Origin of the sequence: Gordonia liuliyuniae (assembly GCF_021738805.1) — a bacterium.
In the GTDB taxonomy this organism is placed as follows: Bacteria; Actinomycetota; Actinomycetes; order Mycobacteriales; family Mycobacteriaceae; genus Gordonia; species Gordonia liuliyuniae.
The window spans coordinates 1-18,862 of sequence record NZ_JAKKOR010000005.1 but is presented as its reverse complement, the minus strand read 5'-3'; the positions used below and the strand labels follow the sequence as shown (position 1 = coordinate 18,862).

General features: G+C 66.8%; 18 protein-coding genes. 11 read left to right on the top strand and 7 right to left on the bottom strand.

Features of this window, described 5'->3' with window-relative positions:
• Positions 1-82: 82 nt before the first annotated feature.
• Positions 83-1,855, bottom strand: a complete 1,773-nt coding sequence (gene mptB, locus L5G33_RS05680) for a polyprenol phosphomannose-dependent alpha 1,6 mannosyltransferase MptB (RefSeq protein ID WP_236997201.1) — start codon at positions 1,853-1,855, stop codon at positions 83-85.
• A gap of 126 nt (positions 1,856-1,981) precedes the next feature.
• On the opposite strand from mptB, the gene L5G33_RS05675 reads away from it, so the two are divergent.
• From L5G33_RS05675 to L5G33_RS05645, 7 genes are all read left to right on the top strand, one after another.
• On the top strand, positions 1,982-2,752 hold the full coding sequence (locus tag L5G33_RS05675; protein WP_236997200.1) for a helix-turn-helix transcriptional regulator: 771 nt from the start codon (positions 1,982-1,984) through the stop codon (positions 2,750-2,752).
• Positions 2,749-4,185, top strand: a complete 1,437-nt coding sequence (sufB, locus tag L5G33_RS05670; RefSeq protein WP_236997199.1) for a Fe-S cluster assembly protein SufB — start codon at positions 2,749-2,751, stop codon at positions 4,183-4,185. Before L5G33_RS05675 ends, sufB begins: the two co-directional genes overlap by 4 nt.
• Positions 4,185-5,366, top strand: a complete 1,182-nt coding sequence (gene sufD / locus L5G33_RS05665; protein ID WP_236997198.1) for a Fe-S cluster assembly protein SufD — start codon at positions 4,185-4,187, stop codon at positions 5,364-5,366. Before sufB ends, sufD begins: the two co-directional genes overlap by 1 nt.
• A 73-nt stretch (positions 5,367-5,439) precedes the next feature.
• Complete coding sequence (gene sufC / locus L5G33_RS05660) at positions 5,440-6,210, top strand: Fe-S cluster assembly ATPase SufC (RefSeq protein WP_236997197.1); 771 nt, start codon at positions 5,440-5,442, stop codon at positions 6,208-6,210.
• Positions 6,211-6,215: 5 nt separating this feature from the next.
• A complete protein-coding gene (locus tag L5G33_RS05655) occupies positions 6,216-7,484 on the top strand; it encodes a cysteine desulfurase (RefSeq protein ID WP_236997196.1) in 1,269 nt (422 codons plus the stop codon).
• Positions 7,481-7,930, top strand: coding sequence for a Fe-S cluster assembly sulfur transfer protein SufU (gene sufU, locus L5G33_RS05650; protein WP_236997195.1), 450 nt, complete (start codon positions 7,481-7,483; stop codon positions 7,928-7,930). Before L5G33_RS05655 ends, sufU begins: the two co-directional genes overlap by 4 nt.
• A 2-nt stretch (positions 7,931-7,932) precedes the next feature.
• On the top strand, positions 7,933-8,271 hold the full coding sequence (locus L5G33_RS05645) for a metal-sulfur cluster assembly factor (protein WP_236997194.1): 339 nt from the start codon (positions 7,933-7,935) through the stop codon (positions 8,269-8,271).
• A 21-nt stretch (positions 8,272-8,292) separates the two neighbouring features.
• Here L5G33_RS05645 and L5G33_RS05640 read toward each other — a convergent pair whose 3' ends face one another.
• On the bottom strand, positions 8,293-8,871 hold the full coding sequence (locus L5G33_RS05640) for a helix-turn-helix domain-containing protein (protein ID WP_236997193.1): 579 nt from the start codon (positions 8,869-8,871) through the stop codon (positions 8,293-8,295).
• A 48-nt stretch (positions 8,872-8,919) separates the two neighbouring features.
• Here L5G33_RS05640 and L5G33_RS05635 point away from each other — a divergent pair, with 48 nt between their 5' ends.
• The 3 genes from L5G33_RS05635 to L5G33_RS05625 all read left to right on the top strand — a co-directional run bounded on the left by L5G33_RS05635 (position 8,920) and on the right by L5G33_RS05625 (position 11,510).
• Positions 8,920-9,894: an NAD(P)/FAD-dependent oxidoreductase gene (locus L5G33_RS05635; protein WP_236997192.1), complete on the top strand. Its 975-nt coding sequence runs from the start codon at positions 8,920-8,922 to the stop codon at positions 9,892-9,894.
• A 58-nt stretch (positions 9,895-9,952) separates the two neighbouring features.
• Positions 9,953-10,312: a thioredoxin gene (trxA, locus tag L5G33_RS05630; protein ID WP_236997191.1), complete on the top strand. Its 360-nt coding sequence runs from the start codon at positions 9,953-9,955 to the stop codon at positions 10,310-10,312.
• A gap of 67 nt (positions 10,313-10,379) precedes the next feature.
• Positions 10,380-11,510, top strand: coding sequence for a DUF7373 family lipoprotein (locus L5G33_RS05625; protein ID WP_236997190.1), 1,131 nt, complete (start codon positions 10,380-10,382; stop codon positions 11,508-11,510).
• Here L5G33_RS05625 and L5G33_RS05620 read toward each other — a convergent pair.
• Together L5G33_RS05620 and L5G33_RS05615 are read right to left on the bottom strand one after the other, a co-directional pair.
• Positions 11,488-12,627 carry a lycopene cyclase family protein gene (locus tag L5G33_RS05620; RefSeq protein WP_236997189.1) on the bottom strand — a complete coding sequence of 380 codons (1,140 nt, stop codon included), beginning with the start codon at positions 12,625-12,627 and terminating at the stop codon, positions 11,488-11,490. The genes L5G33_RS05625 and L5G33_RS05620 overlap by 23 nt on opposite strands.
• A gap of 27 nt (positions 12,628-12,654) precedes the next feature.
• Entirely contained in the window at positions 12,655-13,743 is a 1,089-nt protein-coding gene (locus L5G33_RS05615) for an NAD(P)-dependent alcohol dehydrogenase (RefSeq protein ID WP_236997188.1), read from the bottom strand.
• 121 nt (positions 13,744-13,864) lie between these two features.
• On the opposite strand from L5G33_RS05615, the gene L5G33_RS05610 reads away from it, so the two are divergent.
• On the top strand, positions 13,865-15,493 hold the full coding sequence (locus L5G33_RS05610; protein ID WP_236997187.1) for an ABC-F family ATP-binding cassette domain-containing protein: 1,629 nt from the start codon (positions 13,865-13,867) through the stop codon (positions 15,491-15,493).
• Between the two features lie 35 nt (positions 15,494-15,528).
• On the opposite strand, the gene L5G33_RS05605 is transcribed toward L5G33_RS05610, so the two are convergent.
• The 3 genes from L5G33_RS05605 to L5G33_RS05595 all read right to left on the bottom strand — a co-directional run bounded on the left by L5G33_RS05605 (position 15,529) and on the right by L5G33_RS05595 (position 18,684).
• Positions 15,529-16,131: a class F sortase gene (locus L5G33_RS05605; protein ID WP_236997186.1), complete on the bottom strand. Its 603-nt coding sequence runs from the start codon at positions 16,129-16,131 to the stop codon at positions 15,529-15,531.
• A complete protein-coding gene (locus L5G33_RS05600) occupies positions 16,131-16,991 on the bottom strand; it encodes an MSCRAMM family protein (RefSeq protein ID WP_236997185.1) in 861 nt (286 codons plus the stop codon). Before L5G33_RS05600 ends, L5G33_RS05605 begins: the two co-directional genes overlap by 1 nt.
• A 148-nt stretch (positions 16,992-17,139) precedes the next feature.
• Entirely contained in the window at positions 17,140-18,684 is a 1,545-nt protein-coding gene (locus tag L5G33_RS05595; protein WP_236997184.1) for an acyl-CoA synthetase, read from the bottom strand.
• Positions 18,685-18,862: the final 178 nt, after the last annotated feature.

Genomic DNA, 18,862 nt, shown 5'->3' with positions numbered 1-18,862 from the left:
GTAACGGCCGCGCACCGGCATCGGGTCGCAACGATGTGCGCGGGGGCACACGTGCGTTCCGGCCCGCCACGGCGGGGACGCGTCATCCTCGTTTGGCTCGGCGACGACGCCACAGCCACAGACGTACCGGACTGTCGATGAAGAACGCCATTGCCGTGATCGCGACCATGAGCAGCCCGGTCAGTAGCCCCTGTGCGACGACGAGCGGCGGGGTGTCCGAACTCGTGGGCATCACGACGACGGACATGATCGCGGAGATGACGACGGTGCCGACTCGGAACCAGCGGGTCGTGGCCCACGCGGCGAGCGGGATGATCGCCCACAGCAGGTACCAGGCCTGTACGAATGGGAAGAAGACGACGAACGTGGCCATCGCGATGCCGAGACCGCCGAGTGGGTGCACGCGGCCCGCCAAGCACGCGAGGAGCCAACGGACGACGAGGATCGCCGCGATCAGCTGACCGATGGGCCGAGCGATATCGAGGATGGCCTGTGTCTGCTCGCCCATCCCGAGCCACAGTCCGACGCGACCGGCGACGACCGATAGCAGAGTCGGCATCGACATCCAGGAGCGGACGATGCCGCCGGTGCTGAGCGTGCCCGTCCAGCCGAACCCGAGGCCGGTGCCCAGACAGATCGCGACGATCACGGCGACCGTCACTGACAACAGGGCCGACGCCGCCTTCGTGAGAGCGAAGAACGATGTCCGCGAGCGGTCCCACCACTGCGCGGGCGGAGCGTTCCGCAGAGCGGGGAGTGTCGCACCCCAACGTCGTGCGAGAGCGATGCCGATGAAGCCGAGTGCGAGCATCGACGAGACCTTGACCATCGCAGACGCGGCGATCAACGCGACGCCCGCCAGGAGGATCCAGCCGGTTCTGGAGGGGAGGAGACGGTCGAGTCGGCGCAGACGTTCGGAACCGTCTATGGCGCGGAAGGACCACTCCATTCCGACCAGCATCATGCCGAGCATCAACGCTTCGTTGTGAATGCCGCCGATCAAATGAAGGACCAGCAGGGGATTGAGCGCGCCGAGCCAGAGGGCGGTGACGCTCGACACCCCGCAGCGGCGGGCCAGGCGGGGGAGCGACCACACGATCATCGCCACGCCGAACAGGGCGACCACGCGGTGCAGCAGGACGGCGACGGTGATGTTCTCCCCGGTGATCGCCGTGATGTGTTCACCGATCCACAGGAACAGCGGTCCGTACGGGGCGGGCGTGTCCTTCCATAGGTTCGGCACCGACAGGGTGAGCACGTGGTCGACGCCGAGTCCGCGCATCGGACTGTAGGTGTACGGATCCATTCCGCGGTACGCGATCGCGCTCTGCGCGAGATACGAGTACACGTCCTTGCTGAGCAGGGGAGGCGCGATGATCAGCGGAGCCGCCCACATCACCATCGTCTGATAGATCTGGCTCCGGGACATTCGGCGGGCCGGACTGCGATGTTCGGCCACCTCGACCGACATGCGCCCGATGGTGAACCTCGACAGGAGCAGCCATGCGAGGACCAGCGTCATCATGCCGCCGATGGACACCGTCAGCGCCGTCGAATACATGCGTGACGGCAACGACAGGATGCGGGTGCCGACGATCGGATTCTGCAGGACCGGCAGCATGCCGGTGCCGAGCGATCCGATCAGGATGAGCACCGAACCGGTGGTGCCGAACAGTTGGATGCGTCGCAGTCTCGACTTCTCGAGCGCGTTGAGCGGTCCGACTTCAGCTTCGTCGGAGTGCATGCGCGCGAGTCGAGTGCCGTATTCCCCGGTAGCGTCGGGATCGCGCTCGACGACGGGGCGGGAGACACCGAGATAATCGAGGCCTCGACGCAGCAGCGGGAGTTCTGGCACACGAGCACTGTATCGGTTGGCGTGCGGTGCGGGCCCGCACGTGCGGCGGTTCCTGGAGCAAGGGCGATTAGGTCACCCTTGCTGGATCGGGGGAATCAATTACGTCACACTTGTGTTGTGAAAAGCATGACCGACTCGAAGCGACTGCTGTGGCAACAGCAAGCAGACGGATCTGGCGCCGATGGCCAGACCCGGGCTGCGGTCGTGTCGTTGCTGGTCGATGAGGGCCCGATGACGGCGAGCGACATCGCCGAACGTCTCGGCATCAGTGCGGCGGGAGTCCGGCGTCACCTCGACATCCTCACTGACGGCGGTGACGTCGAGCTGGCGCCCGCCGGATTCAACAAGGGTGGCCGCGGCCGCCCGGCGAAATGGTTCCAACTGGCGCCTGCCGGACGAGGCAAGCTGCGGCACGCCTACGACGATCTCGCGGGTGCCGCGATCCGATCGCTCCGGGACGTGGCGGGGCAGGCTGCAGTCGAGAAGTTCGCCCGCGACCGCGTGGACGGCCTTGTCGCCGGTGTCGAGCCGGTGTCCGAGTCCGGCTCGGTCATCGCCACCGTCGAACAGATCTCGGCCGCGCTGACGGGCGCAGGCTACGCGGCCGACGTCCGCGAGGTCGGTGCCGGCGTGCAGATGTGCCAGCACCACTGCCCGGTGGCGCACGTCGCCGCCGAATTCCCCGAACTGTGTGAAGCCGAGACCGCGGCCTTCACCGAACTACTCGGCACTCACGTGCAACGGCTCGCCACCATCGCCAACGGCGACTGCGTGTGCAGTACGCACGTACCGGTCCACCGGCCCGCCGACTTGGCCGAACCCCAGAACGTTCTCGACCCGAAGGCGACGTCGCAGCCCGTCGTCGCCGACAACCCCGATGGAAAGGTCCCCCGATGACGGTCACCGATCCCGCCGCCACCCAGCTGTCCCAGGAAGAGACGATTGCGTCCTTCGACGGCTATGGCTACGGCTGGTCCGACAACGACGACGCAGGCGCCGCTGCCAAGCGCGGTCTGTCCGAGGAAGTCGTCCGCGACATCTCGGGTAAGAAGAGCGAACCCGAGTGGATGCTCGAGCAGCGACTCAAGGCATTGCGCATCTTCGATCGTCAGCCGATGCCCAGTTGGGGCGGCGACCTGTCGGGCATCGACTTCGACAACATCAAGTACTTCGTGCGTTCCACGGAGAAGCAGGCCGAGTCGTGGGAGGACCTGCCCGAGGACATCAAGAACACCTACGACCGTCTCGGTATCCCCGAGGCGGAGAAGAACCGACTCGTCGCAGGCGTCGCCGCACAGTACGAGTCGGAGGTCGTCTACCACCAGATCCGCGAGGACCTGGAGGAGAAGGGCGTCATCTTCGTCGACACCGACAGCGGTCTGCGCGAGCACCCGGAGATCTTCGAGGAGTACTTCGGCAGCGTCATCCCCGCGGGCGACAACAAGTTCTCCGCGTTGAACACCTCGGTCTGGTCCGGTGGGTCGTTCATCTACGTGCCGCCGGGCGTCCACGTCGACATCCCGCTGCAGGCGTACTTCCGCATCAACACCGAGAACATGGGCCAGTTCGAGCGGACGCTGATCATCGTCGACGAGGACGCGTACGTCCACTACGTCGAAGGCTGCACCGCGCCGATCTACAAGTCCGACTCGCTGCACTCTGCGGTCGTCGAGATCATCGTGAAGAAGGGCGGCCGCTGCCGTTACACGACCATTCAGAACTGGTCGAACAACGTGTACAACCTGGTCACCAAGCGCGCCAAGGCCGAAGAGGGCGCCACCATGGAGTGGGTCGACGGCAACATCGGTTCCAAGGTCACCATGAAGTACCCGGCCGTGTGGCTGACCGGCGAGCACGCCAAGGGCGAAGTCCTCTCGGTGGCGTTCGCGGGTGAGGGCCAGCATCAGGACACCGGATCCAAGATGGTGCATCTCGCGCCGTACACGTCGAGCAACATCGTCTCGAAGTCGGTGGCGCGCGGCGGCGGCCGATCGTCGTACCGCGGTCTGATCAAGGTGAATCCGGGCGCGCACGGCAGCCGTTCGACGGTCCAGTGCGACGCGCTGCTCGTCGACCAGATCAGCCGCAGCGACACCTACCCGTACGTCGACATCCGCGAGGACGACGTGACGATGGGGCACGAGGCCACCGTCTCGAAGGTCAGCGACGATCAGTTGTTCTACCTGATGAGCCGTGGGCTCACCGAAGAAGAGGCGATGGCCATGGTGGTCCGCGGCTTCGTCGAGCCCATCGCTAAGGAACTCCCGATGGAGTACGCACTCGAGCTCAACCGGCTCATTGAACTGCAGATGGAAGGATCGGTCGGCTGATGGCTGAACTCACCCCGACGAAGGAAGTCGTCGTCAACAAGGGCGAGATGTTCACCTCGTTCGACGTCGACGCGTTCGAGGTGCCCGGCCAGCGCGAAGAGGCGTGGCGGTTCACCCCGTTCCGTCGTCTCCGTGGCCTGCACGACGGAACCGCTCCCGCCACGGCGACCATCGACTATGACGTCGACGGCGTCGTGGACGGCGTAACGTCCGAGCTCGTCGAACGCGACGACCCGCGACTCGGTGAAGGCGGCGTCCCGTTCGACCGGATCGCCGCGCAGGCGTACTCGTCGTTCACCAAGGCTCGCGTCGTCACGATTGCCGCGAATGCTCAGGTCGAGGTCCCCGTCGTGGTGACCCTCGACGGACCCGGCGAGGGCGAGGTCGCGTACACGCACCTGCAGATCCGCGCCGAAGCGTTCGCCAAGGCCGTCGTGGTCCTCGACCAGCGCGGCAGTGGAACGGTCGGCGAGAACGTCGAGATCGTCACGGGCGACGGCGCGCACCTGACCGTCGTCAACGTCCACGACTGGGCGCACGACACTGTGCACGTAGCGGCGCACCACATCTCAGTGGGGCGCGACGCCGTGATCCGCCACTTCGCGATCAGCCTGGGCGGTGACCTCGTCCGACTGTCGCCACACGTGAAGTACCGGGCGCCGGGCGGCGACGCCGAACTGTGGGGCCTGTACTTCGCCGACGCCGGTCAGCACCTGGAGCAGCGTCTCCTCGTGGACCACTCGGCGCCGCACTGCCGTTCGTACGTCACCTACAAGGGTGCGCTGCAAGGAGACACCTCGGACGGGCCGGGCTCCAAGCGGTCCCGCGAGGCGCACACGGTGTGGATCGGCGACGTTCTGATCCGCCCCAGCGCCGAAGGCACCGACACCTACGAGCTCAACCGCAACCTGGTGCTCACCGACAACGCACGCGCCGACTCCGTCCCGAACCTCGAGATCGAGACGGGCGAGATCGTCGGCGCCGGGCATGCCAGCGCGACCGGGCGCTTCGACGACGAGCAGCTGTTCTATCTGCAGTCACGCGGCATTCCCGAAGACCAGGCTCGACGCCTCGTCATCCGCGGCTTCTTCGGCGAGGTCCTCGCCAAGATCTCCGTCCCCGAGCTCCGCGAGCGACTCGAAGCGGCCATCGAAGCCGAACTCGAAATCGCAGGCGCCTGAGCCCCTATCCCCGCATCTCTGCGGCCCCACATCTTTTTGGCCCCACATCTTTACGAAGGAACTACTGATTCCAGTGACTACTCTCGAAATCCGCGATCTCCACGTCGACGTCGCCGACAGCGATTCCGACGCTGAGCCGATCCACATCCTCAAGGGCGTGGACCTGACCATCACCTCCGGTGAGAAGCACGCCATCATGGGCCCGAACGGCTCTGGCAAGTCGACCCTCTCGTACGCGATCGCAGGGCACCCCAAGTACAAGATCACGTCCGGCACCGTCACCCTCGACGGCGAAGACGTGCTGGCGATGAGTGTCGATGAGCGTGCGCGCGCGGGCATCTTCCTCGCCATGCAGTACCCGGTGGAAGTGCCCGGCATCTCGATGTCGAACTTTCTGCGCTCAGCCGCGACCGCGGTCCGCGGCGAAGCGCCCAAGCTTCGGCATTGGGTGAAGGAGGCGCGCGAGGCGATGAACGACTTGGACATCGATCCGGCGTTCGGTGATCGCAGCGTTAACGAGGGTTTCTCCGGCGGTGAGAAGAAGCGTCACGAGGTGCTGCAGCTCGGTCTGCTCAAGCCGAAGATCGCCATCCTCGACGAGACCGACTCCGGTCTCGACGTCGACGCGCTCCGCATCGTTAGCGAAGGCGTCAACCGGTACGCCGACCGCGAGAACGGCGGCATCCTGCTGATCACGCACTACACGCGGATCCTGCAGTACATCAAGCCCGACTTCGTGCACGTGTTCGTCAACGGCCGCGTCGTCGAATCGGGCGGCCCGGAACTGGCCGACGAGTTGGAGCGCAGCGGATACGAGCGTTTCACCGCCGCTGCTGCGAAGTAGCGCAGATGACCGTGGCAACGGGCTTCGACATCGCCGCCGTCCGTGCGGACTTTCCGATCCTGTCGCGGACGGTGCGCGACGACAAGCCGCTCGTGTACCTCGATTCGGGTGCCACGTCGCAGCGGCCGGTGCAGGTGATCGACGCCGAACGGGACTTTGTGCTCAACCACAACGCCGCAGTCCATCGCGGTGCGCACCAGTTGGCGGAAGAGGCGACCGACGCGTACGAGTACGCACGCGACGCCATCGCATCGTTCGTCGGCGTGACGGCTCACGAGATCGCGTTCGCCAAGAACGCGACCGAGGCGCTGAATCTCGTCGCGTACACGCTGGGCGACGACCGGTCGGCACCGCTGTTCGGCGGAACCCGCCTCGGGGACGGCGACACCATCGTCGTCACCGAACTCGAACACCACGCGAACCTCGTTCCGTGGCAGGAACTGGCGCGCCGTACCGGAGCACAGCTGCGTTGGTACTCGGTGACAGACGACGGACGCATCGACCTCGACTCGCTCGACCTCGACGAGACCGTCAAGATCGTCGCGTTCACGCACCAGTCGAACGTGACCGGGGCGGTGGCCGACGTCGCCGAGCTCGTCTCGCGGGCACGCGCGGTCGGCGCATACGTCGTGCTCGACGCCTGTCAGTCCGTGCCGCACATGGCGGTGGACTTCCGGGCGCTCGACGTCGACTTCGCGGCGTTCTCCGGACACAAGATGCTCGGACCGTCGGGTGTCGGCGTCCTGTACGGGAAGTCGGCGCTCCTCGAACAGCTGCCGCCTTTCATCACCGGCGGATCGATGATCGAGACCGTCACCATGGAGGGCTCGACGTACGCCGCGCCCCCGCAACGATTCGAGGCCGGCGTCCCGATGACGTCCCAGGTCGTCGGACTCGGTGCGGCGGTCGACTATCTCGACGCGATCGGCATGGATGCGGTCGCCGCTCACGAGCACGAACTCGTCGTGCACGCGCTGGCACGCCTGAGCGAGATCGACGGTCTGCGGATCGTCGGCCCGCGTGAGGGGACTGCGCGAGGCGGAGCGGTCGCGTTCGACGTCGCGGGCATTCACGCCCACGACCTCGGGCAGGTGCTCGACGACGAGGGCGTCGCCATCCGCGTCGGACACCACTGCGCGTGGCCGCTGCACCGGAAGCTCGGTGTCGCCGCCAGCGCCCGGGCCTCGTTCGCGCTCTACAACACGGTCGACGAGGTCGACGCTCTCGCCGATGCCATCCGCGTCGCCCAGAACTTCTTCGGAGGACGCCCATGAGAATGGAGCAGATGTACCAGGAGGTGATCCTGGACCATTACAAACACCCGCACGGGCGTGGCCTGCGCGAGCCGTTCGACACCGAAGTCCACCACGTCAACCCGACGTGCGGAGACGAGATCACCCTCCGGGTGTCCGTCGTCGACGACGCCGTCGCCGACATCTCCTACGACGGCCAGGGCTGCTCGATCTCGCAGGCCTCGACGTCGGTGCTGTTCGACCAGATCGTCGGCCTCTCGCTCGACGACGCCATGGCCGCGCTCGACTCGTTCAACACGATGATGACCTCTCGCGGCACCGACGCGGGCGACGAAGACCTCGTCGGCGACGGTATCGCCTTCGCCGGAGTCAGCAAGTATCCGGCGCGCGTAAAATGTGCGTTGCTCGGATGGATGGCGTTCAAGGACGCGGTCTCCCAGACCGTTGCGGAAAAGACCGGAGCATAGAAATGACTGACACAGTAGAGACCTCCCTGCCCAGCCCGGACGATGTCGAAGAAGCAATGCGCGACGTCGTCGACCCGGAACTGGGCATCAACGTGGTCGACCTCGGCCTCGTCTACGGCCTCGCCATCGACGACGACGCCGCGGTCAAGATCGACATGACTCTAACCTCGCCTGCGTGCCCGCTCACCGATGTGATCGAGGACCAGACCCGTAACGTCCTCGTCACCAGCGGACTCTGCACCGACATGGAGATCAACTGGGTGTGGATCCCTGCGTGGGGTCCGGACAAGATCACCGACGACGGCCGCGAGCAGTTGCGCGCGCTCGGCTTCACCGTCTAGAGACCCTCGCGCCCGTCGGCGCTAACTGTCGTGCAGGTGGGCGCGCTCGCCGTCCCGGTCGAAGATCGTCAAGATCTCGGCCGTCTTGCGATACGCGCTGAGGTTGTGGGGCGTCATCGTGTCGAACTCGGCGGCTTCGCCCGTCTGGACGTCGATGACCCGGTCGCCCAGAAGCAGCCGGACCGTCCCGGAGAGCACTGTGAACCATTCGTGTCCCGGATGGACGCGCTGGTCCGTCGGTGAGGCCGGGTTCGGCGACAGGCGCATCTTCGCGACGATCACCCCGTTCTCGGCGCGATCGCGCGACAGCAGCCAGGTGACCGCCCCCGGCCACTGATGCGGTTCGGGTCGGATCACTACGTCGTCATCGCCGACCGGCTCCACCAGTTGGTCGAGCGTCGTCCCCAATGCCCGCGCGATCGGGACCAGCTGGTCCAGCGCGACGCGGCGATGGCCGGTCTCTATTCGCGACAGCGTGGACGGACTGATATGGCAGCGTCGAGCCAGCGCATCCAGTGTCCAGCCCTGGGAGACGCGTAAACCTCTGACGCGTTGTCGGACGAGCGCGTCGACGTCGTTTGCCACCGGTTCTTGCTTCATAGGCAAGATTGTATGCTCTCTGGGCAATACGGGGATAGCGTCGGCTGCATGAGCCAGACAGCGAAGAGCACCCCAGAAGAGACACCCGCACCGTACGACGTCGTGATCGTCGGCGGCGGTGCCGCAGGACTGGCGGCAGCTGTCGCACTCGGCCGATCATTGCGGTCGGTACTGGTGATCGACGGCGGAGCCCAACGCAACCTGCCGTCGGATGCAGCGCACAACGTGCTCGGCCGAGAAGGGATCGCGCCGGGCGATCTCGTACGCGAGGGACGGGCCGAAGCCGAGTCGTATGGCGTCGAATTCGTCGATGGAACAGTCAGCGACGCGCGCCGCGATGCGAGCGGGGCCGGCTTCACCGTCGACGTGCACGATGGGAGCATCGTCGCGGCACGCCGAGTAATCCTCGCGACCGGTCTTGTCGACGTCCTGCCCGACATCGAGGGCGTGCGTCAGGCGTGGGGTCAGGGCGTACTGCACTGCCCGTACTGCCACGGCTATGAGGTGCGGGGCAGGCGAATCGGCGTGATCGCAACGGCGGCTCCGCTGGCAGTTCATCAGGCGTTGCTGTTCGCGCGACTGGCCGACCGCGTCACCGTCTTCGCGAACGGTGTGGACTTTGACGACGAGCAGCGCGCAGATCTCGACGTGATGGAGATCGGCGTCGTCGACGGCGCCGTGTCTCGCGTGCACGTCGACGGTCGTGAGGCGCGGGCAATCGAGGTCGGCGGTGAACGTCACGATGTCGACGCGGTGGTCGTCGCGACGCGGATGGTCGCGCGCACCGAACTGTACGAGCGCCTCGGCGGGCAGTCGCAGGAGCATCCGATGGGGCGGATGATCCCCGCGGACGAGAACGGTGCGACACAGGTAGCCGGCGTCTGGACGGCGGGCAACGCAGCCGATCTCGCGGCGATGGTCGCGGTCGCAGCGGGGGCCGGCGTCAAGGTCGGCGCCTTCGTGAACGCCGACCTCGTCGCCGACGACGTGCGCGAGGCGAGGGCTCGGGCCCGAGAAGGCTAGCGGCCTGGAATATGCCTGCCAGGAATATGTCTGGGCTGGGGCGGTGTTGAATGGTGACATGGCAACAATTGATTTGACCGGGACGGACTTCGAGCAGACCGTCAACGACAACGAGATCGTGCTCGTCGACTTCTGGGCCGAGTGGTGCGGTCCGTGTAAGCAGTTCGCACCGACCTACTCGGCTGTGTCGGAGAAGCACGAGGACATTGTCTTCGCGAAGGTCGACACCGAGGACCAACAGCAACTCGCCGCCGCCGCGTCGATCCGGTCCATTCCGACGATCATGGCGTTCAAGGATGGGCACCTCGTCTTCAACGAGGCTGGCGCGCTGCCCCCGCAGGCACTCGAATCGTTGATCGAGCAGCTCAAAGAACTCGATGTCGAGAAGGCTCTGCGAGAGAGCGGACAGTCCGAGTAGTCGCCTGGCGCGGGGTGAAGGTCATTCGGGTGGCGGCCGTCCGGGACGGCACCCGTACCATCTGCTCATGCGAAAGTCTCTGATAGCCATCGCAGCGGCGCTGACGTGCGTGCTGGCGGGCTGTGCCGTGGACGGGACCCCGACACGCGGTCCGATAGAGCTGCAGACCGGCAAGTACGGCTCCATGCAGACTCGGTCAGCCGGTGAAGCGACCTCGGACGTCGCATGGGCGAAGCTGCGAGCCGTGCGGCTGGCCGACCACATGATCTTCGCGCACGACCTCGACCCGGTGATGGTCGATGGGAAACTCCCCACCCAGCCGCTGGCGACCCCGGCGAACGTCCAGGTCGTCATCCCCGATACGGCAGACCTGCCGGTCATGAAGGACTTCGAGTACGGCTTCACGCTGTCGTCCGGGAACGAGAAGAACGACGCCGGCATCAATCACGCCGTGATGGTGTTCCGCGACGACGCCGCGGCCTCCGCCGCCGCACGGCAGCTCTCGGATGTGATGCTCAAACGCACCTCGTACTCGAACTATGAGCGCGTCCGGGTGGCGGGCATGCCGTCGGAGTCGATCACCGTCCATGATGCGGGCGCGGGCGGCAAGCAGACGGTCGCCGCGTTCACGCCGGTCGGACAGCGCTTGATCTACACCTGGGCCGACGACCGCAACCGCTCGTGGCCCGAGCGAATCGTGAAGGCCGCCTACGACCAGCAGAAGCCGCTGCTGGACGCGCTCGGAACGGTGAGCGACGACCGTCGCATCGACCCGGACGGACTGCTGACCGGGACGGTCAGCGAGGACGGCGACAGCAGCAATCCGCTGCACGGGGCGGTCTACGGCCAGCGGGCCGCGGCGCTGTTCTACGGCGACCAGTCCGCCGCACTCGCCGCACTGAAGAAGTCAGGGATCGAGCAGTTCGCGTGGAACGGCACCCAGCTGTACAAGGCGGGCAGCGAAGGCCAGACGGCCGGTTGGATCGACTATCTCGTCAAGGACTTCGAGGACGACTCTTCGCGGAAGGCGGCGAGTCCGCAGGATCTGAACGCCGCACGGTGTCTCACCAGGGACGGCGCCGCTGGCTGTTTCGTCGCCGTCGGACCGTACGTCGGGGAGGCCTACGGTAAGGACCTGGCGGACGCGCAGCAGCAGATCTCCGCCCAGTACGGCTTCATGAAGAAGCTCGCCGGCTGAGTCTTCTCGTATTGCACGGGCGCCAGCACACCGTCGATGCGGCCACGCGCACGCGCAACGGTATCGGCGCCTGGGCGAACACTGCGGCCATCGTCCGCAGCACGCCGACGGCATCGTCACGTCCGCACAGGTAGCGGTGCTGCAGTATCGGGTCGGTGCGGAAGAACGCGTCGAAGAACGCGACCAGTTCGTCCGGACGCAACGACAGCAGAACGCGGAGGCCCAGCGTGCGCAACCGGTAGGCAAGGCGTGCGCGCGTCGACCACAGGGCCTCATGCGGATCGCGGGCCGCGAGGATCGCCTCGACGACGACGTCGGATGCGCGCACCGACTGTCCGACGCTGTACCCGGTGGCCGGGTGCATCAGGCCACCGGCCGCACCGAACCGCAACGGGCTGTTCGCCGTGCGCGCCCACGGCCGCGTGTCGGCCAGAAGCGGGAAGTCGACCACCTCGTCGACTCGCGGCTGTGCGGTGCGGAGCCGATTCCGTTCCGCGAGGACATCGACGTCGATGGGCGGCGCCCCGACCAGGCAGGTCTCCTCGACGAGGCGTCGACCGCCGCCGAGCGCGACCCGATAGCTGAACGACGCCGGCGCGCCGGTGATCGGCAGGCGGTGCGCGGGACGCCAATCCATCAAGACCATCGTCGGGTCGTCAGAGTGGGTCACCGAGCCAGCAGCAGTCTGCCGAGGCCGAGCCGGATGGTCGGCGGCCCGTGCGCCCCGAGCGTCGACCACGTAGCGGGCCCGCACGTGCGAACCGTCCGCGCACGTCACGAGGCGCGCGCTGAGAGTTGCCGCGTAACGGTCGAATACGTCCGCGCCGTCGAGCGTCAACGCGTCTTGGAACAGAGCGGTGTCCAGGATTGCGTATGCGTGCGGCACCACCTGCTCGGTCGGTGTGAACACGGTGACCGACGGCGCCGACGCCGCGATCACCGAGCTGTCGAACCAGTCGGGCAGGTCCGCCGTGTACACCCCGTACGTCGCCGACCACCGGCGGTCGGGGGCGGGGTCGACCACCGCGACCCGTAGCCCCGCGGCCAGCGCCCGGTGCGCGAGAACGCGGCCCGCGGGCCCGGCGCCGACAACGGCGACATCGTAGATCGTGGTCACCGGGGTAAGGCTAGCGGCAAGGCGTGATCACGGCAGCAACACAGGTTTGACGACGGAGCCCGCGCGGAAGTCGGCGATCGCGGTCGCGATGTCGTCGAACGCGTACGTGGTGATCAGCTTGTCGAACGGGAAGCGGCCGTCGGCCCACATCTGCACGAGTCGGGGGATCAGTTCGTGCGGGTCGGCGTCGCCTTCGATCACGCCGCGCAGCGAACGACCCTGCAGCAGGTGACCTTGATTCACGTCGACGGGGTTCTTCGGTCCACGGAATCCGACCGTCACGCAGGAACCGGGCGACGCCAACGCCATCAGCGCCTGGCGGATCACCGGAGCTGCACCGACCGCCTCGACGGTGAAGTCCAGTCCGCCGCGCGTCTCGCGGACGATGTCCTTCGCGAGATCGTCGGACGGCTCATGGACAGCGGTCGCACCGATCTCGAGCGCGAGCTCACGCCGTGCGGGGTTCGGGTCGACGCCGATGATCGGATCGCATCCGGACGCTTTCGCCGCCATGATCGCGGCGAGCCCGACGGGGCCGAGCCCCCACACGCCGTAGCTCTGGCCCGGCTTCGGGCGGTGCACGTTGAAGACGGCGCCCGCGCCGGTCAGCAGGCCGCACCCGAGCGGGCCGAGCGTGGCCAGGGGCAGCGCGTCGTCGACCTTCACCGCGTTCGCGACGCTCGCCACGGCGTGCGTCGCCCACGACGACTGACCGAACCAGCTTCCGTGGACGGGAGAGCCGTCCCTGTCGGCGAGCGTCGTCGAACCGTCCGGCCGGACGCCCGCATAGTTGAGGAGCGCGAACCTCGTGCAGTACGCCGGGGCACCGGCCGCACACCGCTTGCACTGACCACACGATGTGAAACTGCACACCACGTGGTCGCCGACAGCGAGTTCGGTGACGCCGGGACCGACGGCCTCGACGACTCCGGACCCCTCGTGGCCGAGGACGATCGGAGTCTGCTGCGCCAATGCGCCGTCGATGACGGTGAGATCGGTGTGGCACACGCCGACGCCGTGGACCTTGATCAGCACTTCGCCTGCGACCAGGTCCGTGGCGGTCAGCTCCACGATCGACAGATCCCCGCCGACCTCGTTCAGTACTGCAGCTCGCATGTCCGGCCCTCTCGTCCCGTCACTCTCCGAGCGAGCATATCTCGACTTACGGCCAGTGGTGTCGGGGCCCACCGTTTCACGATTCGCCGATAGCCGCCGGTCATCCGTACGATGGATCCTCGTGATCACCGCGACTGACCTGGAAGTTCGAGCGGGCGCGAGGACTCTCCTGTCTGCGCCCGGAGACCATCTGCGTATCCAGCCGGGCGACCGGATCGGTCTCGTCGGACGTAACGGTGCAGGCAAGACGACATCGTTGCGGATTCTGGCGGGGGAGACCCAGCCGTACGCCGGCTCCGTCCGCAACTCGGGGCCCGTCGGCTACCTGCCCCAGGACCCCAAAGAGGGCGACCTGGACGTCCTCGCTAAGGATCGTGTCCTCTCGGCCCGTGGCCTCGACGAGATCCTCGCCTCGATGGCCAAACAGCAGACGCTGATGGAAGAGGCCGCCGACGACAAAATCCGGGACAAGGCGATCGCTCGGTACGCGCGCCTCGAGGAGCGGTTCGCCAATCTCGGCGGATACGTCGCCGAAGCGGATGCGGCCCGCATCTGCAACAGCCTCGGCCTGCCCGACCGTGTGCTGGCCCAGCCACTGCGCACACTCTCCGGCGGCCAGCGCCGTCGAATCGAGTTGGCGCGAATCCTGTTCGCCGCGTCGGACGGATCCGGGAAATCGGATACGACGCTGCTGCTCGACGAGCCGACGAACCACCTCGACGCCGACTCGATCAACTGGTTGCGGACGTTCCTGCAGAACCACGACGGTGGACTCGTCGTCATCAGCCACGACGTCGACTTGCTCTCCGACGTCGTGAACCGCGTGTGGTTCCTCGACGCGGTGCGCGGCGAAGCTGACGTCTACAACATGGGTTGGAAGCGATACCTCGATGCGCGCGCCACCGACGAGCAGCGACGCAAGCGCGAACGAGCCAACGCCGAGAAGAAGGCGTCCGCGCTCCGTACGCAGGCCGCCAAGCTCGGCGCCAAGGCCACCAAGGCGGCGGCCGCCCACCAGATGGTCAAACGCGCCGAGCGGATGATGGACGAACTCGACGACGTGCGTGTAGCCGACAAGACCGCGCACATCCGTTTCCCGGAGCCGGACCCGTGCGGAAAGACGCCGTTGATGGCGTCCAACCTGACCAAGATGTACGGGTCGCTGGAGATCTTCACCGGCGTGGACCTCGCCATCGACAAGGGGTCACGCGTGGTGATCCTCGGTCTCAATGGTGCGGGCAAGACAACGTTGTTGAAGCTCCTGGCCGGGGTGGAGAAGCCGGACCTCGGGGAACTGGAACCGGGCCGCGGACTCAAGATCGGCTATTTCGCGCAGGAACACGACACGCTCGACGACGATGCGACGGTGTGGCAGAACATCCGCCATGCCGCACCGGATGCGGGTGAGCAGGATCTGCGCGGGCTCCTCGGCGCGTTCATGTTCACCGGGCCGCAGCTCGAACAGCCGGCGGGGACGCTGTCCGGCGGCGAGAAGACGCGCCTGGCGCTCGCCGGGCTCGTCTCGTCCGCTGCCAACGTGCTGCTGCTCGACGAACCGACGAACAACCTCGACCCGATCTCTCGCGAGCAGGTCCTGGAAGCACTGCGCAGCTACACCGGGGCCGTCGTCCTCGTGACGCACGACCCGGGCGCTGCCGAAGCGCTGGAGCCGCAGCGCGTCATCCTGCTGCCGGACGGTACCGAGGACCACTGGTCGGACGAGTACCAGGAGCTGATCGAGCTCGCCTGAACGTTCAGGTCGCCGGGGACGATGACGAACGGCCCTCAGGCCGGCTCGGCGAAGACGATGATGTTGTCGCGGTAGCCGAGCGGTGGCCCGATGAACGGGCCGCCGCACGTCACCAAGGCGAGAGTCTCCGGGCCGTCGAGTCGGTTGAGCTCGTCGAACGGCACCGCATCGGTGCCCGTGGCCTTCTTCTGCGCATCCACCACGCGCGAGACCCGGTACGTCAGGTGCTGACCGTCGGCTGTCTCGATCGTCGCCGTGCTTCCGGACGTCAACGTCGTGAATCGAGCCGCGTACCCCGTGCCCTGTGCGACGTCGTCGACGTGTCCGACGACGACGATCGTTCCGGCGCCGGATCCCGGGAGAGCCGAGTCGACCCACCACCCGAGCTTCGAGATGTCGGTGGGCGGCAACAGCGTTCCCTGTGCATCGGTCGCGACGGCTTGCGTTGGCGCCGACCGACCGTCGATCACCAACTGTTCCGGCGCGGACGGCTCGTGCGCCACCGCGATGACCGGTGCAGGTAGGTCGGCCTGCGCCTGGGTGGAGCCCGGGGCGGCCTCCTGCGCACCGCAGGCACCGGTCGCGACCAGCACCACGACTGCGGCGGCCACGACGAGCGCCCGACCCAGGCGCGACATCAGTGCGTCCGACCGGTGGGAATCGAAGTCAACGGCTCGCGCTGGCTCGGATTACGGATGATCACCGGCTGCTCGATCGGGGAATCGTACAGTTCCAGGTACCGAGTTTGGGACGGGGACACCTCGACGAACCGGACCGTGGGGTCGAGCACGTAGCCTGTGGGCGCGCCGATCTCCTGGATGCGATAGCCGCCCGGGGCGAGCTGAACCGATCCGGTGCCTGACGGGCCAGTCACCAGCACGACGCTCTGATCGCTGTGGGCCGCTGTGACACGGTAGCGCGCACCGGGCAGCAGCGCGCCGGTGATCTTGTCGCGCTTGGTGATCGACACCGCGCCCACCTGCCCCTCCCGGGACAGGGAGACGATGAACGAGGTGCTTGCGCCGACTGCCAGATCCGCGCTGGAGGGGTCGACCCAGGCCCGGTTGTATCCGTCCGGGATCGCCGTGATGTGCGCGGACACGACGCCCGCGGGCATGTCGACGGTCGCGAGGGTGGCCAACGTCTTCACGACGCCCCCGGATCGGAGTTCCACACTGACGCCGGAGACGGGGATGTGGGTCTTCAGATCGATGGCCTGCACCGTGACGGATCCCGTACCGGCCTCCGGCGGCGTGATTGTGGAACTCGGCGGGGTGGTCGTCGTGCTCGGGTCGGGCGTGCTGGTGGTCGTGGACGGCGGCGTCGTGTCGGCCGGCGTGACCGTCGAACTCGGCGGGGTTGTGGTGGTCGCGGTGGTCGACCCGGGCGACGTCGTCGACTCCGCCGAGGCCGGGGGCACGGTCATCGCGACGGCCGCGGCCAGTGCGACCAGCACTGCGGCCACCGCGACGAGTATCCGATTGAGGTTTCTGATCATGTCCGTCTCCTCAGGACTGCCGGGTGACACACGCACCACGGCGGTGGGTCCCGACATGACCTACGTCGTTCACCGGAGACGGACGGTTACGGTCGGAGCAACACGGTCATTCATCTGAATGGTCGACAGTCGCGAGCCTTCGGGTCGGTCAGCTGCCGAGGACCTGCTTGCGCAAATCGCCCTTGACGAGTTTTCCGGTCGGTGTGCGCGGAAGTTCGTCGATGAACTCGATCGTCCGCGGAACCTTGTAGGCCGCCAGTTCCGCCCGCGCGTAGTCGATGAGCTCGGTCGCCAGCTCGTCGGACGCATGGACGCCGTCGACCAGTTGCACAAATCCGGTCGCGGCCTCGCCGAGATCGTCGTCAGGTAGGCCGATCACACCGACGTCGTACACCGACGGATGGTTGATGAGGACGTTCTCGGCTTCCTGCGGGTAGATGTTGACGCCACCGGAGATGATGACGAACGCCTTTCGGTCCGTCAGATAGAGGAAACCGTCGTCGTCGAGGTAGCCGAGGTCGCCGGTCGTAGCCCAGTTCGGGTGCTGCGGATGCTGCGCGGCAGCCGTCTTCGCCGGATCGTTGTGGTAGGCGAACGGCATCTCGTCGCGTTCGAAGAACACGGTGCCGACCTCACCGGTCGGAAGGTCGTCACCGTCGTCGTCGCAGATGTGGACGACGCCGAGCGCCGCTCTACCGACCGAGCCCGGCCGGTCGAGCGAGTCCTGCGAGCCGATGAGCGTGACGCCTGCGGCCTCGGTCGCCGCGTAGTACTCGTTGATGACCGGACCCCACCAGTCGATCATCGCCTTCTTCACTTCTGCCGGGCACGGAGCGGCGGCATGGATCGCGACCTTCATGCTCGACACGTCGTACTTCGCGCGCGTCTCGGCGGGGAGCTTCAGCATGCGGACGAACATCGTCGGCACCCACTGGCTGTGCGTCACCCGGTACTCTTCGATCAGCTCGAGCGCGTTCTCGGGATCGAAACGGTCCATGAGGACGACAGTGCCGCCGAGCGCGTTGACCATCGCGCAATAGCGCAGGGGAGCCGCGTGGTAGACGGGGGCGGGCGACAGGTAGACCGTGTCCGTCCCGAAGCCGTACACCGGACCGAAGACGAGCGAGATCAAGTCGGGAGCCTCGTCGACCTGGACGTCGGGCATGTTCGGTTTGATGCCCTTCGGCCGCCCCGTCGTTCCGGACGAATACAGCATGTCCATGCCGCGCGGCTGGTCGGTGAGCGGCTCGGCAGACGCGTCCGCCTTGACCTGGGCGTAGTCGGAGAAGCCGGGTAGACCGTCTCCCCACGCCACCCGGCGACGTGCGTCGCTCAACGCCGGGATCTCGTGTGCTCGCGCGACCGCTTCCGCGACGGTCGACGACGCGAACACCGCCTTCGCGTCACAGTCCTCAAGGATGTAGTTGACTTCGGGAGCGGTCAGATGGTGGTTGACGGCGGTCACGTACATCCCGCTGCGGATCACCGCCCAGTAGACGTCGAACACGCGCAAGTCGTTGTCCGAGACGATCGCCACGGTGTCGCCCGGGACCAGCCCGAGCTCGTCGCGCAGGAAGTGCGCGATCCTGGTCGACGCATCCGTCAGCTCCGCGTAGGTGACGGTCTCGCCGGTCGACGGACGAATGACCGCGGCCTTGTCGGGAGTGGTCGAGGCGTGGGTTCCTGGGTACACGTAACGCTCCTTATGTCTCGGTGACACACAGACCGTAACCGAGCGCCCGCTCGGTGCGTACCCGTTTGCGTGACAACGTCTCTGGGCACGAAAGAAGCCGTCGTCTCGACCCTGTTCGGGTCGAGACGACGGCTTCGTAGCGGGGTCAGGCGGCGCGCGGCCGACGCCCCCCTGTTTC